Here is a 15,737-nt window from a genome sequence, read left to right as displayed (position 1 = left end):
CGATGAAGGCACGATTGACCAACTCCAGGGGAAGAGGCCCGGGCCATTGACCGAGCCTTCAGCAAGACCCTTGCCCGGCGGCCGGAACGGAGAACCGCGAATCCTGATGATCGGCCCCGCGCCGCCCTACCGTGGAGGCATCGCCCACTACACGACCGAGCTTTACCGATCCCTGCGGAAGCTCACTCCGGTCACCCTCGAATCCTATCGCCGCCAGTATCCAAAATTCCTTTACCCGGGGCGATCGGATGTCGACCCGGCCACCCGGCGGATCGAGGGGGTGCGCTATGACCTGGACTGCCTCAACCCCCTGACCTGGATCAAGGCCGGCCGTCGGGCCCGGCACTACGACGCGCTCTGCCTGCCCTGGTGGACGCAATTCTGGACTCCGTACTATCTGCTGCTGGCCCTCTGCCTCAAGGGTTCGCCTACCCGACTCATCTTCATCTGTCACAATGTGGTCGACCACGATGCCGGCTGGATCGCGCGTTTTCTGGCCAGGCGCGTGCTGCGTCGGGCCCATCGATTCATTGTCCAGACCACCAGCGAGCAGGCGCGACTGAAGTCGGTCCTGAAGCGGGATGCCGCCATCCGGGTGATCCCGCACCCCCGGGTGGATCGGTTTGCGGGCGGCGTCATGATCAGCCGGTCCGCGGCCCGCCAACAGCTCAACCTCCTCGACAGCGAGACGGTTATCCTCTTCTTCGGCCTGATCCGGCCCTACAAGGGACTCAGTCTGCTCCTCGAGGCTTTCGCAGACGTGGCGCGCGACCAGCCTTCTGTCCGGTTGCTCGTCGCAGGCGAGCCCTGGATCAAGGAAGCCGATTTCCCGGCCGAGGCCCGCAGCCTGGGGATCGAGGACCGAACCCGGTTTCGCCTTGAGTACCTTTCCGACGACGACCTGACCCTTTGCCTGCGGGCCGCGGATTTTGCGGTATTTCCCTACGCCGAGGGCACCGGTAGCGCGGCCCTCCAGGCGGCCCTCGGCGCCGGGGTTCCCGTCATCGCCAGCCGACTGCCCACATTTAGGGAAGTCGAGGATGAAGGCCATGGCCTTCTGGTTCCTCCGAACAATCGAGCGGCTCTGGCGGAGGCCCTGAGGCGGTTTGTCGATCCGCATCAGCGGAAACCTTTCGCCGAACGGGTCAGCCGTGACCGATCGGATACCCGTGGCTGGACCCGGCTGGCCGAAGCCGTGGTGGCACTATCCGCCGGGAAGGTCTCCCTTGGACATGCCATTCTCGACCCGGAATCGCGGGTCGGGAAAGCCCGAAATATCGCCCGCCTCATCGGGGAGATCCGTCCGGTCGACGGGACACGTATCCTGGAGATCGGAACCGGATCCGGGATCATTGCCCACGAACTGAGTCGGCTCAACCCGTCCGGATCCGTTGCCGCGGTCGATGTCCGGGACGAGCGAATCGCTCTGGACGGCTATGCCTTTCAGATCGTCGAATCGACCCGCCTGCCCTTTGCTGATAGCGCCTTCGACATCGTCATCACCAACCATGTGATCGAACACGTCGGCGAACGGGCCGATCAATTGAGCCACCTCACGGAAATCCGGAGACTGCTTCCAATGAACGGCCTCGGCTACCTGGCCGTCCCCAACCGGTGGCGGGTCTTTGAGGCGCATTACCGACTTCCTTTTCTCAGTTGGCTGCCGCGCGAATGGGCCAACCGCCTGGTCCGGCTCTTCGGCCGTGGCGAACGCTATGACTGCCGATTACTCAGCCGCCGGGACCTCCTGGGACTGTGTGAGGAGGCCGGGCTCATCCCGAAAGACATCACGCTCCAAGCCATGAAGGCCACCCTGGTGGCCGGATCTCCAGGAATACTCAAAAGGTCCCTTCACTTCCTTTCGCCTGTTCTCTTCACTCTCTTTCGTCCCATCATTCCAACCCTGGTCTTCATCCTCAGGCCGGATTCCGAGGGAACAGTTGCCGACCGATGAACCCGCCCGAGAACCAGTTTTCGACGACACAGCAAGCGACCGAGCCTGAAACGAGTCCGGCCAGGACTGAAAAACCCTGGCACCGGGTTCTGACCTGGGTCGGGCGGATCGTCTCGATGGTTTGTATCGGGTTTCTCCTTTTCACGGTTTACCGCTACAAACAGGAACTCCCCCCGGTCCGCTCGGATGGCGGCTCCATTCTTGTGGGGACGGCGGTCGTCATTTTCGGTCTCATCTCCGTGGGAATCAACGCCCTGGCCTGGCAACGGATTGTTCGCAGGCTTCATCCTGTTTCCTGGAAACAGGCCTTCTCCATCACGGGACGCAGCCAGATCGCCAAATACCTGCCGGGAAATGTCTTTCACTATTTGGGCAAGATGATCCTTGCCCGCCGCGAAGGCCTGACGACCCCGGTCATCCTGATCAGCATCCTCGTCGAAACCGTTCTGGCCGTCGGAACCGGAGCGGCCATCGGCCTGGCCGGCTTTGGCCTGGCGGCGCCGGAATACCGGACCCTCTCGATCGTCGTGTTGATCGGACTCCTGCTGAGTCCGCTTGCCTGGCGCCTGCTCAAGCCACGAATCCGGGTGATCCATGAAGCAATCGACCGGGTGGGCATCCCCCATCTTTCCCAGGCGGTGTTCTGCAATGGGGTCAATTTCCTGCTTTTTGGAACCTCCGCGTTCCTCCTGGCCCAAAACCTCTGGGCAGAACCGCTTGCCCTCGGATGGTGGGAACTGACCTGGGGTTGCGCGCTCGCCTGGATCGTCGGTTTTGTCACACCGGGAGCACCCGGCGGAGTCGGTGTCCGGGAGGGAATCCTCGTGGCGCTCTTCAGCGGACAGATCGGTTACCCATCCGCCGCCGCCCTCTTCCTTGCCCTGCGGATGGCGCAAGTGGCCTCCGACGGAGTCGCTTTTCTTCTCGCGGCGATCGTTGAGAGAAACCGTCACTCCTCTTGAAAGGAGCCCCGGTTCACGATCCCGATTGCACTCCGGCTTCGGTTTTTCACACTGCGATCCCATGCGAAACAAGATCGGTTGGTGGAAGCGCGACGACGACGGAAGGAAATTTCAGGTCCAATTCCGTTACTTCGGCGACAAACCCAGCTGGCACTGCCAGATGGCCCGCTTCGAGGACTGGCAACCCTATGAGCCGACCGATGAGGATTGGGACAAGGCGATCCAGGACATGACCGACCGCTTGAACCGCGGACTCATCCGCGCCCATCAGCTGGAAATGGTCAAGAAACGGGGATCGAAATGACCCCGACCGCGGGATTCAACCCGACTCGGCTTCCCGCATGGCCTCGATGAAGGCGGAGGCTTCCGCTATCGAGCCCTCCATCTGGCGGATCAGATCATTGATGTCTTCCTGCAAGCCGACCGATGTCTCTTCTAGTGATGCGAGGGCCCGGGCATTCAGGTTGTGCTTGAGAAAGAGAACCTGATCGCGGAAGGCATCGAGAACGGGATCCATCCCGCTTTCCGCCTTTCGCATCACGACCATCAAACGATCGTAGCGATCCCGGGTGGCCGTCAGCTGCTTCTCGCTCGAAGCCCTGAGGGACGGATTGCTGTATTGAGACAACTCATCGCCCCATTCCTCGAAGAGCGCCTCGGCTACCGATTCGATCGAGTTAATCCGATCGCGGACGTCGCGGGCCTGCGCCTCACTCTTTTCCAGCTCTGACGAAAGGTCTTCGTATTTCGCCTGAAGATCGCCACCCTTGTATTCGGTGACCGACAGAAACTCCTCCAGGGCGCTGGCGAATTGCTCCTTGGCCTCCTCCTGACTGTCCTTGGCCTCCTCCACCCGCTCCACCAGGATATCGCGCTTGTGGACGCCAAACTTCTCCATTGTGTCGTAGTAGACACTCTGGCAACCCGAGAAGAACAGGGCACCCAGAGCCAAACCGGGAAGAACCACGCGAATAAGGTGAGTGGGGGATTTCATGGCAACCGGAGTCAGACTAGGAGGAATCCATGAGATGGAAAGTCCCAAAGACCCCCAAGGCTCAGGATGGTTCCGAAGCCCCCTGCGCCGCGCCCTTCCTGCCCTTGAAATAGTAATAGGCGGCCATGCCTCCGCAACCCATCCAGACGACGGGAACAATCACCAGGTAGGCCAGCCGAATCGCCCCGGGAAGCCGATCCATCACCTCCGCCCGCATCACCGGGTCGAGCAGGTCGAGGGTAGGCGCAATCTCCGGGCGGCTGAGCAGCCCCGCGACGGCCTCATCTGTGGTCACCACGATCTTCCAGATCGAGTAGGCGGTGACGACTCCCGCCACAGCCAGTTGATTGAGGGCCAGACGGAGCGAGGCCTCGGCCTGGCCCTTCTTGAGAAGGGCGCCCAGTCGCCACTCGAACACTCCAAGAACGAGAATGGCCAGCGAAACGGCGAACTCCGCGGTGAGCGGGCTCATGATGGAGAAAAGCAGCGAAAGCGCTCCCAGCAGCATCATGGTGAATCCGCTGACCCGGGCCACCGTTCCCACCCGCCGCAACCGATCTGATCGATAGGTAGTTGTCATGTCTGGTTCGATAGTCTCATCGCAAGGCCAGCAGGGTGCCGGCGGTCACTCCAAGTTGATCGGCCACTTTCAGCTCCCGGATAAGCGCCTTTGAGTCGAGTCGACCTTCCAGGAGATCCCGGTAACCACGGATCAATTGCAACGAGTCCGCATGATTTTCATCAAGCAGCTCGATCCTGAAAGTCCTCAACCCCCGGTCCAGAAAGACCTTCAGGTAGGTGGCCCCGCTCTGCGAACGCGCGTGGTAAACGGTGTTGCGACACCCCACATCCACATGAACCGGATGGGCCACCCCCACCCGGTCCTTCAGATGGATCCGGTGCGTCTCGCAGGGCCGACCGCAGTCGAGAAACGTTTTCCCTTTCGACAGGAAGGCTGCGTAGACGCAATGCTCCATGTGAAACATGGGCATGTGCTGATGAAGGGTCAGCTCGAACCAACCCGGGTCCGCTTCTTCCAGCAGGGACACGACCTGCTCACTGTTCAGGTCGTAGGAAACGGTCAGGCGGTCGAGTCCCCGCTCCATCAGCACCGTAGCGGTCAATGGATTGGCCACGTTGAGCGAGAAATCACCGACCCGCTGCAACCCGCTTCCCTCGAACCAGGAAAGCCCACCGAGATTGCGGATCAGAACGCCGTCCGGCTCCGCCCGCTCGATCAATTTGAAGAAACCCTGTTCGCCGGCCTTCTGAATGCGCGGAGTGGCCAGAAAGACCCGCGCCCGCCGGGAATCCCGGACGCGGGCCACGGCATCCGCATAGCGCCTGACGTCCTCAAAATCGAGATACAACTCGTCGATGCCCGCCTCCAACGCCGCTCCGATCTGGTCGTCGGTCCGACAGAGCACAGTCAGGCGCGGAAGTGTCGCGTCCCGGTCACCTTCCGTCAGCCGTCCCTGTGTCCCGGGGGACAGGTCGCCAATTCCTTCATCGGCACGCCGACCCGGCGGCGTGGCTACACCTTTGGAAGAAGCCTGTGGACGTCCATCTGTTTGGCGGGTCCGTTCCTCCAGAGCCGCCACCATCCGGCGACGAAGTTCATTCAGCTCGCTCAGGGGTAGAAAGAGGCCGTCCGGCACCGTCGACTCCAGCGATGCCAGAGACCAACCCGATCCACCGAGCCGACCGAGATGCTCCTCCAACACGGTCCGGTTCAGCGAACGCGAACGCGCCGGTAACAGCTCGATCGACGACGCCACAGTGACGGTCGCTCCTCCCCCAATCGCCTCAACTTCCAGCAGACCGCCGAAAGAGCCGGAGACTCTCAGGGTCAAAGGGAGCGCCGGCGGCTCAATTGTCCCGGCAAAGGTTTTTCGCAACTCGCGCTCGAGATGAGGATCGCTCGTTTTCCAGACCCGGTGTCCTTTCGACAATCGTCCAAAGTCGATTTTCCCATGCTGAAAGCGAAGGCAGCGGCCGGCTATCTCATAAACCCGACCACCCTGTTCATGGTCCGTATTGCCGCCCGTATCAAAAACGACTCCATCCCCCGGTTTCAGATTGCCGATGCTCCCCAACTCGACCTCTTCCCGGCCGACCCGAACGATCTCGCCGATATAAGGTCCCCGTTTGGTCCCGAACCGCGCGTGCACCAGCTCCTGGTGATTGACCCCGTGCATCCAACCCGGGAAGAGTCCGCGCGAGAAGGTCATCTCCAACTGGTAACGATCCTCGCTCGTGGCAGGGGCTCCCTTCCCGGCCAGGGCCCGGTCAATCGCCCGGCGGTAGACCTGGGTGACGGCCGCCACATACTCGGGTGACTTCAATCGCCCTTCGATCTTGAAACTGCGCACGCCGATCTCCACCAGGCGCGGAATCTCGTCCACCGCGGCCAGATCCTGGGGAGAAAGAAGGTAGCGTCGGTCTCCAAGGTCGCAGGGCTCGCCATCGACCAGCATCTCGTAGGGCATGCGACAGGCCTGCGCACATTCACCCCGGTTGGCGCTGCGCTGCCCCAGGCTCTCACTGGTCAGACATTGTCCGGAGTAGGCCACGCAGAGTGCCCCATGGACAAAGACCTCGATCGGAAGCATTCCGTCGGTCTCCGGATTGAATCGCTCCAGTTCGCGCAGGGAGAGCTCCCGGGCCACCACGACCCGCTCAACCCCCAGGGAACGGGCGAAGGCGACTCCCTCCGGCGAGGTGATCGTCATCTGCGTGGAGGCGTGGATTTCAAGCCCGGGAGTGATTTGCCGCGCCAGACGGACCAGCCCCAGATCCTGCACGATGATCGCGTCCACCCCGGCCGCATCCGCCATCCGCAGATAGCGTTCGGCCTCCGGCAACTCGCTCGTGAAGACCAGGATATTGAACGTGAGATAGCCGCGGACCCCATGAAGATGGAGGAAGGCCATCAGTTCGGGCAGATCCGCTTCGGTGAAATTATCCGCCCGGATCCGGGCATTGAAACCCGGCAAGCCGAAATAGACCGCGTCGGCTCCGTTGGCCACGGCTGCGCGCACGCAATCCCAGTTGCCGGCAGGTGACAGCAACTCGGGCCGCAAGGCGTCTGGAGGGATTTGGCCCATCAACCACGCAAGGTGGACCCAACTGTGAATACGGCAATGCGAATCATGGACGGTCTGGAAAAGCGGCTCGTGCACGCCTTTCGACGGAATTCAAGACTTCAGCCAGGATCCCTACACGGGAACCCGCTTTCACAGAATCTGCGAATCTCAGGCACATTACGGCTGGTATTCCACGTCGAAATCGATCCGCACCACCGCCCCAAAGCTCGCTTCACCCGCCTGGCCGCGCAGTTCCACCGTCTGCCGCTCGGAATTGAAGACCCAGCCGTCGACCGCATCCTCGGCAACCTCCTGGCCATCGATGGCCACCCGGATGGTGTCCTCAAAGAAGACCTCGTCCGGCTTGAAGTCCGGTAAACGAAAAGTCCGCGACGCCTGCCGGGCGATGGACTCCCCAATCTCGATCAGCGGGTTCGAAAAATCCCGGGAAATATCCACTGTCTGCCCTCCGCCCTGCTCGGCCAGACGTGAAAAGAAGACGCCCTTCCTCGGGTGGGTGACGGCGTCGATCCGGAAGCCGGCATCTCTCTTGAGCGATTGCAGCGATTTGAGAATGCTGGCAATGTACTGCCGGGTGGCCTCGTCCCCCTTTCGCCCCTTCGCCAGATAGGAGGAGCCCACCTCAACTTCATAACTGGCGATCGAGCCCGCCTGGTCAAAAACCGGCGTGATCCGGCTGACCGCCTCATCTTCATCGCTGACAATGACGATCGAAAGGAACGCCTCCGGCTGGTAGAAGAAGGGATCCCTTCCGAACGAAGCGGTGTTGTGCTCGATTGCTCCGGGACTGAGCATCTCCACATAAGACATCATGATCGGCACAATGGCCGTCTCATTCGGGCTGCCCGTGGTGCCCACCTGCGCCAGTTCCTGGAATCGCGCGGTCAGTTCCGGGGTCCGATTGTCGAGGAAGGGCTGATAACGGATTCCCTCGACCGATGAGCCGGTGTTCAGGGCCCGATCCAACGCCTCTTTCGCGCCGAGAGCGTCCTGGGTCAATTGCAGATAACCCGCGCCAAAAACCGCCGGACTGCGGCGCTTCTCAGGCTTGAAAACATTCGTTGCGTCGGTGGTGAGGACCCCGATGCGGAAATCCAGGCGCTGATCAAGAAAGCCCTTGATAAAGCGATCGAACGAGGAAGCCAGAATCTTCTGCTCGCCGGCCATCGACTGCGAATTGTCGATGACAAAGAGTATATTGATCTGCCTTTCGACTGACAAGTCCTGGCGGATGGACCGGGTCTGGATCGCCCGGGGGAGTTGATTGACCCGGATTCGGACCACCCATTCGCCCTCCGTCACTTCCTTTCTAACGTTCCCCGAATCCCGGAATTCCGGCAGGTGGTAGCTGAACGGAGTGAAGTGAAATTCGTCCTCTCCAATGAACCCCTTTTCCGGGAGATAAAAGAAGGCGGTTGAATAGGCTTCGGGAAAACGCAGTTCCCCGTGAGCCGGAGGTTGGGTGATCTCGGCCGCGATGCCGTAGGTGTCGATCTCCTCACTGGTGGCCGAAGGTGCATAAACAACCGGGAGTTCCGCCTGGAGCGAAAGATCACGCATCGTCTCAAATGATGCGTCCTCCACCATCAGCTCTGGCGGCTTGATCGCCTCGGTCTCGACCCCGAATTCCTCCATGACCACGATTTCATTATCTACCGGCAAACCACCGAGAAGCAGGATCTCCTCCTCCGTCAGGCCCGATGTTTCGGAAGCGCCTTCGCTCACAGACTCGGGTTCCGCCCCGACAGCCACTTTCCCGTCCGGCTCAGGGTCCACCGCGGCTGCCGATTCCGTTGCTTCACCCACCACGGCCTCCGCCAACGCCGGCGCGTCTTCGTTTGCCGTCGCCAACGGAACGATCGCAGCGTCAACTGCCTGAGCTGAATCACTCGCGTCCTCAACCCACGCGGACAACAGACCGGTAAGGCAGAGGCAGGAGAGGCTGAAGATGATGGATCGGATCCCGAACATGGCAGAAACAGATTATGACCGACCGATCCGGGCCGCAAGGGTTCCCGTTAATCGGATCCCAATGACCGTAGGTCGTTCCCGTCAGGCGTCAATGAAGGGATCCCAAGGCCCCGGGCGATTTGTAACCTATTATGTTACAAATGGGTCGGGGATGCGCGTCGGGGAGACGCCACCGTTCCCCCTGAAGGAGGTGTTTCGGGGGGGCGGCAGTGGTATCTCCGGCTTTTGCAGGTCGGGCTTGAAACCTCCCGGCTTTCTGTGCTCCCCTGATCGTTTCCACTTGAAGACCGACGCGGACAGATCATTCGGCGGGGTCGCCCGACTTTACGGACGCGATGGTCTTGAGCGTCTGCGGGCCTCCCACGTCTGCGTGATCGGGATCGGCGGGGTCGGCTCGTGGGCGGCCGAGGCCCTCGCCCGCTCCGGTACCGGGAGACTCACCCTGATTGATCTCGATGAGATCTGCGAAACCAATCTGAACCGGCAGGTCCACGCCCTGGCGGGAACCGTGGGCCAGGCCAAGGTGAACGTCATGGCCGAGCGCATCCGGGCGATCAATCCGGCTTGCGAGGTATCGGCGCGTCAGGGCTTCTTCACCGCGGCAAATGCGGACGCGATCCTTGGGGAGGGTTTTGATCACGTGGTCGATGCGATCGACAACGTCCCCAACAAGTGCCTGCTCCTGGCCCGTTGCCGGGACCTGCGCATCCCGGTCATCACGGCGGGGGCGGCGGGCGGGCGGCGGGATCCCGGCCGGGTTCAGACTGCGGATCTCAGCCGCGCCATTCACGACACCCTTCTGGCCCGGGTTCGCAAGATCCTGCGCAGGGATTTCGGTTTCCCGCGGGAACGTCGCTGGAAATTCAAGATCGACTGCGTCTTTTCTCCGGAACCGACCGTCTACCCCCAGACCGACGGATCGGTCTGCGCATCCAAAGACCCGGATTCCGAACTCCGTCTGGACTGTGACAGCGGATTCGGCACGGCCGCCTTCGTGACCGGAGCCTTTGGCTTTGCCCTTGCTGCCGGGGTGGTGAATCGGATCGCGAAAGGGAAAGCATAGGGAGGCACCCCAGGTGCGTCTAGGCAGCAGCCGCGCTGTGTCGCGGCTCTCCCCGGAACCTGAGGCGCCGGCAAAGCGGCGCGGCCCGCCTCATTCCCCAACCTCCCCGAAGATCGCTTCGAAATTGCGCCTCACCTGCGTGACGAGGGTGTCCAGCGGAATCCCGAGAAAGCCTGCCACAAATCGGTAGCTCGAAAGGATATTGGCCGGGTGGTTGAGCCGCCGGCCGTTCGATTCGTCGACCCACTCGATCTCGGTCCATTCAGGAGGCGGGGGCAGCGCCGGGGCGTCCGTTTCGATGAGAAGCCGGTCGGCCGGAACCGCCTCGAGGGAAGCCCGCATCCGGGTGGCGGGTTCCAGGCCGGCCCGGGCTGAGAACGAAAACCGGGCCCCGAGATCGGCAAATGTGTTGATCATCTCCGGCGGGCCCCCGTAGGCGTGCAGGAGGAAGCCCGGGAGGGGCAGGCGTGTCCGATGGTCCCGCAAAAGCGTCTCCAGCCGTCCCCAGGCCCTCACGCAATGGATGGTCACCGGGAGATTCAATCTGTATCCAAGATCCAATTGCTGCAGAAAGACCTCCTCCTGGACGGCGTCATCCCGTCCCTTCACAGCGTGATCGAGGCCGATTTCCCCGACAACCGCACTTCCGGACCGCAGGCGCCCCTCGAGATCGGAAAGCCAGCTTCGGGATCGGCGCGCGACTTCCCAGGGATGCAGTCCATAGGCGGGAATGATCCGGGCATCCCGCCTCGCCTCCGCGGCGACCGCATCCCAGTCGGCCTCGCAGGTGGCGTTGGTCACCGCGCGGACCAGGCCGAGGCGGGTCCACGAATCCGAGATCTCCGTCGCCATCGGTCGCAAGGCGGGATCCTGGACATGGAGGTGGGCGTCGCAGAGTCCCGTCATTTCGATTCCTCCTTCCCGGACTCCCGTTGGGCGCACATCGAACGGGCAAACCGATGCATGGCCTTTCGCACCTCTCCGATTCCGACCAGACGATTCGGGGTGATCAACCGATCGAGGCCCATCTCGGCAACCAGTCCGTCAGGATCCCCGAGAATCTCGTCGGGAGTCCGGCCTTCATAGAGGGTGCAGAGGCATCCCACCAGGCCCTTGATCAAGGCGGAGCCCGAATCGATGCGAAAGAAACAGCGCCCATCCGAGGCGGTGCAAACCAGATACATCGCGGAAACGCAGCCCGGGACGAGATTTGCGGCCACCCGTTCATCGACGGAAAGACCGGGGAGTTGTCCACCGCGGTCGATCACGGCAGACAGCCGCTCCTGCGGGTCTTCAATCATTCGAAGATCCGCAATCAGTCGACGGCGCTGTTCGGCGAGAAGCACTTCACGACACTAGGAGCCAGAGCCCCGAGGTGGAAAGGAGGAATTCGGCGGCACGGAAGTCACGGATCGGGACGTGATGAACGGAGACCTTGCTTCGGCCGCATCAAGGGAGGCGGCGAAGCGGTAGGGGAAGGAAAGAACCTGATGGTTGGACATTCCACCGAAGTCAGCCGAAGATTCGACGACCTCCCCAACCTCATCATGTCCCATCCAACTGATTCCCGCGACGACCGTCCGGTTCTCCTGTTTGACGGAGACTGCCGGTTCTGCCGATTCTGGGTGGATCGGTGGCAGGCACAGACCGGGGGGACCATTGAATTCGCACCCTCGGAGACCGTCCCGGACGATCATCCGGTCATGAGCGCAGCCGATCTGGACCGCGCGATCCACCTGGTGGAACCCGATGGGCGGGTCACCCGGGGCGCCGAGGCCGCCTACCGTGTCCGGGAGATCGGGATGGCACGTCCCCGCCTCGCCCGTCTTTACCGGAAAAGCCCGGTCTTTGCCGCGATCTCCGAATGGGGTTACCGCCGGGTCGCGAGGAATCGACCGTTTTTCTCTTGTCTCACCCGATTCTTTTTTGATCGAAAACGCGGGTGACCACTGAGAAGACGCATCTCGTCGTCCGTTGTCCGCAGTGCGGACGGCGGGGAACCTGGCTGGCCCGGCCTCATGGTCCCTTCTGTTCCGAACGCTGTCAGCTCATCGACATGGGCGGCTGGTTCGACGAACGCTTCCGGATCTCCGAGCCGCTTCGTCCGGACCATTTTCGGGAATTCGAGGAGTTGCCCCCTGAGATTGACCCGGATCACCCACAGGATTGACCCCTTCCACCCGAGGCCCGATCGTGCCCACCATCCAAGTTGCATGATTCTTCCCGACTCACCTGCCCATCGCTGGCGATTCTTCCGTGCCGGTTCCCTTGACCAAGCCAAATTCGAAACGGCCGGCGACTTCACCCGGCTCGAGACACTTGATCTGAAACTCTGGGTCGCCCTGAGTTGTCCGACTCGGGGCATCGATTTTGATCCGACCACCCTCGACCTGATCGACACGGATGATGACGGTCGCATCCGCGCCCCTGAGCTCATCGCCGCCGTCAAGTGGACCACCCAGCGTTTGCGGGATCCCGCCGAACTCACCCTGGAGCACGACCGGCTTCCCCTCGACTCAATCAACGACCAGACCCTCGAGGGCCGAGCCCTGCGCGCCTCAGCCATCCGGGTCCTGAAGAACCTCGGCAAACCGGACGCCACCTTCGTCACTCCCGAAGACACCCGCGACACTGCGCGCATTCTTGCCCGGACCAATTTCAACGGCGACGGCATCATCTCGATCGACGCCTCGGACGATGAATCCATCCGCGACCTCATCCGGGAAATCATGGATACGGTCGGTCCGGTCGCCGACGGCAACGGCATCCCCGGCATCAACCTGGAGACCGTGGCCCGATTCTACGGCGACCTGGCGGCGTTTGAACAATGGTGGTCCAAGGGCGACGAAGTCTCTCGGGAGGGCACCGCCATCCTTCCCCTCGGGGACCAGACGCCGACCGGCTACGAGGCCTACGCGGCGGTCAAGACCAAGATCACCGATTTCTTCAACCGCTGCCGGCTTGCCGCCTACGACAACCGGGCCCTCGAGCACCTCAACCGTCCACAATCTGAATACATCGCGCTTGCCCCGAAGGATCTCTCCACCGTCGGACCGGACGTCGAGGACCTTCCCCTGCAGAAAATCCAGCCTGTCGCGGTCCTTGACCTGGTCACGGGGCTCAATCCCGCCTGGTCGGAACGCATCGCCGACTTCCGCCGCAAGGTGATCGAACCGCTCTTCGGAGAGGACAAGGATCAGCTGGAGGTCGGCGAGTGGAACGAAATCGGCCTTCGCTTCAACGTTTATGAGGAATGGGTGACCCACAAGGCGGGCAGCTCCGTCGAAAAGCTGGGCATCGAGCGTATCCGTTCACTCCTGACCGGACCGGGACGGGCTGCGGTCGAGACACTGATCGCCCGGGACACCGCCCTCGCCCCGGAGGCGGCGGGCATCGGCGACGTCAACAAGCTGGTCCTCTACTATCGGGACCTGGCCCGGTTGCTTCGGAATTTCGTGTCGTTCCAGGACTTCTATAATCCGGACACCTGGGCCACCTTTCAGGCGGGCACCCTCTACCTCGACCAGCGCGGCTGCAACCTCTGCGTTGAAGTGACCGATCCGGCCGCCCACTCGATTCTGGGATCGCTGAGTCGGATGTACATCGCGTATTGCGATCTGCGCCGGCCCAACGGCCAGACCGCGAAGATTGCCGCCTGTTTCACCCAGGGCGACTCCGACTACCTGATGGTCGGGCGAAACGGAATCTTCTATGACCGGAAGGGACGGGACTGGGACGCGCATATCACCAAGGTGGTGGATTTCCCCATTTCGGTTCGGCAGGCTTTTTTCCAGCCCTACAAGAAGTTCGTCCGATTCATCGAGGAGCAGGTGACCAAGCGGGCCGCGGCCGCCCAGGCGGAGGCCGATGCCAAACTCGAGGCGACCGCCCTGGCCAAGCCCGGCGATCCCAAGCCCGAACTGCTCAAGCCGAAGAAGATCGACGTGGGAACGGTGGCCGCTCTCGGTGTGGCCATCAGCGGCTTCGTCAGTGTCTTTACCGCGATCATCGGTGGAATCCTCGGGTTGCATCTCTGGCAGATACCCGTCGCCGTCATCGGCGTCCTGCTGGCGATCTCCGGACCCTCGATGCTGATCGCCTGGCTCAAGCTCAGGCAGCGCACGCTCGGTCCCATCCTTGACGCCAACGGTTGGGCGATCAACGGCCGGATCAAGGTCAACGTTTCCCTCGCCACCCGGCTGACAGACGCCAAGCGCCTGCCGCCCAATGCCTCGCGCCAGATCAACGATCCTTACCAGAGGCGCCGCGTCTGGCCCGCCGTCGCCGTCGGACTCATCGTGATCGCGGCCGGCGGATACGCCTTCTTCGCCCATCGAAACAGCCTCTGGCCATTTGCGAAGGAAGCAGTGGTGGAGCCGGTGGTCGGGGAGGCTGCCAAGTAGAAGCCACGGTCCCGGTCGGGATTGGCCCCTGTCCCCGTCTTCCCCGGGCTTTCACGGCGTAGCGCGAGCGGGCAAGCGCGACCGCCTGATGTTCCGGGCACCCCGGCAGAGCGAGGTGACGACAAAGGATACCGGCGGCGGCGGCCCTACCCCTGGGCTTCGTCGATCGTTTTCACTTTCGAGTCCTCGTCGCCGACCGGCCCGCTGGACCCCATGAGCACGGCAATCCACCGGGTCTCCTCGCCGGTCTCAAGGCCAATCTTGACCGCCATGGTCAGCGGCACGGAAAGGAACATCCCCACCGGACCCAGCACCCAGCCCCAGAAGAACATCGAAACCACAATGACGAACGGGGAGAGACCCAGGCCGCGCCCGAGGTAGCGGGGTTCGAGCACATTGCTGATACCCACATTGATGACAAGGTAACCCAGGGCGACGATGAATCCCTCGGAAATGCCGAACTGAACGGTGGCCAGGAGAACCCCGGGAATCGCCGCGATGATCGAACCGATGGTCGGGACGTAGTTGAGGAGGAATGCCATCAGGCCGAGCAGAATCGGGTAGTCGATCCGCAGGGCGAAGGCGAAAGCGGTGACCAGCAGGCCGGTCAGAAGACTCATGACCGTCTTCAGGGCGACGTAGTGGCGGATATCCTCCATGATGCGGCCGACATAACGGACCGTTTCCGGAGACAGCCCCGCCAGGCCCCTGACCTTGGCCGGAAGAATGGCCAGCTCGAGAAGGAAAAAGACGACGATGAGGAGGATGAGAAAGCTGCTGCTGAGCAGGTTGCCCATCGAGGCCAGCATGCTGCCGACCAGGCGCATGGTGGCCTGGGGGTTCAGGGTTGTCGCCTCCAGTTCCGCCGGCAGCTCGAAACCGCGGGCCTCGATCCAGGCCACCGTCTCCACGAGCTTGTCCTGAAGCCTGAGTTGATACTGGGGCAGGTTGCGGGTGAAATCGGCGACCGAGTTGCTGACCACACCGGCCAGTCCCGTCACGATGAGGACGAGGCCCAGGACCAGGATCAACAGCGCGACCCAGGAAGGAACGCCCCGTCGCTGCATGGCGACAAAGGCCGGAGCGGTGATCACCGAGACGAAAATCGCCATGAGGAAGGGAACCGCGATCGGAGAGGCTGCCCGGATTCCGGCCACGAATATGACAAACGCGGCCGCCCCGATCAGAAAACGCAGAACGGGCTGGCGATTGCTCACTCGAGTGGATGGACGCATGGGATCGGGGCCGGGAACCGGAAGGAAAGACATTCCTTCTGCTTCAAG

14 protein-coding genes are annotated in these 15,737 nt (G+C 62.2%); 7 read left to right on the top strand and 7 right to left on the bottom strand.

The genetic code is table 11. The annotated features are described in order from the left end of the window. Positions 1–106 precede the first annotated feature (106 nt). The 3 genes from R3F07_14575 (at position 107) to R3F07_14565 (ending at position 3,220) form a co-directional block, all read left to right on the top strand. A complete protein-coding gene (locus R3F07_14575; GenBank protein MEZ5277602.1) occupies positions 107–1,954 on the top strand; it encodes a glycosyltransferase in 1,848 nt (615 codons plus the stop codon). Beyond that, a complete protein-coding gene (locus R3F07_14570) occupies positions 1,951–2,916 on the top strand; it encodes a lysylphosphatidylglycerol synthase domain-containing protein (protein MEZ5277601.1) in 966 nt (321 codons plus the stop codon). Before R3F07_14575 ends, R3F07_14570 begins: the two co-directional genes overlap by 4 nt. 61 nt (positions 2,917–2,977) lie before the next feature. Beyond that, complete coding sequence (locus R3F07_14565; GenBank protein ID MEZ5277600.1) at positions 2,978–3,220, top strand: hypothetical protein; 243 nt, start codon at positions 2,978–2,980, stop codon at positions 3,218–3,220. 15 nt (positions 3,221–3,235) lie between these two features. On the opposite strand, the gene R3F07_14560 is transcribed toward R3F07_14565, so the two are convergent. From R3F07_14560 to R3F07_14545, 4 genes are all read right to left on the bottom strand, one after another. Beyond that, entirely contained in the window at positions 3,236–3,910 is a 675-nt protein-coding gene (locus R3F07_14560) for a DUF2959 domain-containing protein (GenBank protein MEZ5277599.1), read from the bottom strand. A 61-nt stretch (positions 3,911–3,971) separates the two neighbouring features. Further along, the gene (locus R3F07_14555) at positions 3,972–4,490 is read right to left on the bottom strand and encodes a hypothetical protein (protein MEZ5277598.1); all 519 of its coding nucleotides are present in this window, start codon (positions 4,488–4,490) and stop codon (positions 3,972–3,974) included. A 16-nt stretch (positions 4,491–4,506) separates the two neighbouring features. After that, positions 4,507–6,993 carry a DUF3656 domain-containing protein gene (locus R3F07_14550; protein ID MEZ5277597.1) on the bottom strand — a complete coding sequence of 829 codons (2,487 nt, stop codon included), beginning with the start codon at positions 6,991–6,993 and terminating at the stop codon, positions 4,507–4,509. 180 nt (positions 6,994–7,173) lie between these two features. Next, a complete protein-coding gene (locus tag R3F07_14545; protein ID MEZ5277596.1) occupies positions 7,174–8,988 on the bottom strand; it encodes a hypothetical protein in 1,815 nt (604 codons plus the stop codon). Between the two features lie 280 nt (positions 8,989–9,268). Between R3F07_14545 and tcdA the strand changes: the two genes are divergently transcribed. Next, positions 9,269–10,051, top strand: coding sequence for a tRNA cyclic N6-threonylcarbamoyladenosine(37) synthase TcdA (tcdA, locus tag R3F07_14540; GenBank protein MEZ5277595.1), 783 nt, complete (start codon positions 9,269–9,271; stop codon positions 10,049–10,051). A gap of 90 nt (positions 10,052–10,141) precedes the next feature. Here the strand turns inward: tcdA and R3F07_14535 are convergent, their stop codons facing one another. Both R3F07_14535 and R3F07_14530 read right to left on the bottom strand, forming a co-directional pair. Beyond that, on the bottom strand, positions 10,142–10,957 hold the full coding sequence (locus tag R3F07_14535; protein MEZ5277594.1) for a TatD family hydrolase: 816 nt from the start codon (positions 10,955–10,957) through the stop codon (positions 10,142–10,144). Next, a complete protein-coding gene (locus R3F07_14530) occupies positions 10,954–11,397 on the bottom strand; it encodes a SufE family protein (protein MEZ5277593.1) in 444 nt (147 codons plus the stop codon). The genes R3F07_14535 and R3F07_14530 overlap by 4 nt, the downstream gene beginning before the upstream one ends. A gap of 201 nt (positions 11,398–11,598) precedes the next feature. Between R3F07_14530 and R3F07_14525 the strand changes: the two genes are divergently transcribed. Genes R3F07_14525 through R3F07_14515 form a run of 3 tightly spaced genes read left to right on the top strand, consistent with a single transcriptional unit; the run spans position 11,599 to position 14,454 of the window. After that, positions 11,599–11,997 (top strand): DCC1-like thiol-disulfide oxidoreductase family protein, encoded by a 399-nt coding sequence (locus R3F07_14525; protein MEZ5277592.1) that lies wholly within the window; start codon positions 11,599–11,601, stop codon positions 11,995–11,997. Beyond that, the gene (gene yacG / locus R3F07_14520) at positions 11,994–12,221 is read left to right on the top strand and encodes a DNA gyrase inhibitor YacG (protein ID MEZ5277591.1); all 228 of its coding nucleotides are present in this window, start codon (positions 11,994–11,996) and stop codon (positions 12,219–12,221) included. Before R3F07_14525 ends, yacG begins: the two co-directional genes overlap by 4 nt. Before the next feature lie 43 nt (positions 12,222–12,264). Beyond that, positions 12,265–14,454: a hypothetical protein gene (locus tag R3F07_14515; protein MEZ5277590.1), complete on the top strand. Its 2,190-nt coding sequence runs from the start codon at positions 12,265–12,267 to the stop codon at positions 14,452–14,454. Between the two features lie 146 nt (positions 14,455–14,600). Here the strand turns inward: R3F07_14515 and R3F07_14510 are convergent, their stop codons facing one another. Continuing rightward, positions 14,601–15,689 (bottom strand): AI-2E family transporter, encoded by a 1,089-nt coding sequence (locus tag R3F07_14510; protein MEZ5277589.1) that lies wholly within the window; start codon positions 15,687–15,689, stop codon positions 14,601–14,603. Positions 15,690–15,737 lie beyond the last annotated feature (48 nt).

Source organism: Opitutaceae bacterium (genome assembly GCA_041395105.1).
GTDB lineage: Bacteria > Verrucomicrobiota > Verrucomicrobiia > Opitutales > Opitutaceae > B12-G4.
This window is presented reverse-complemented; position numbering and strand designations above follow the sequence as displayed.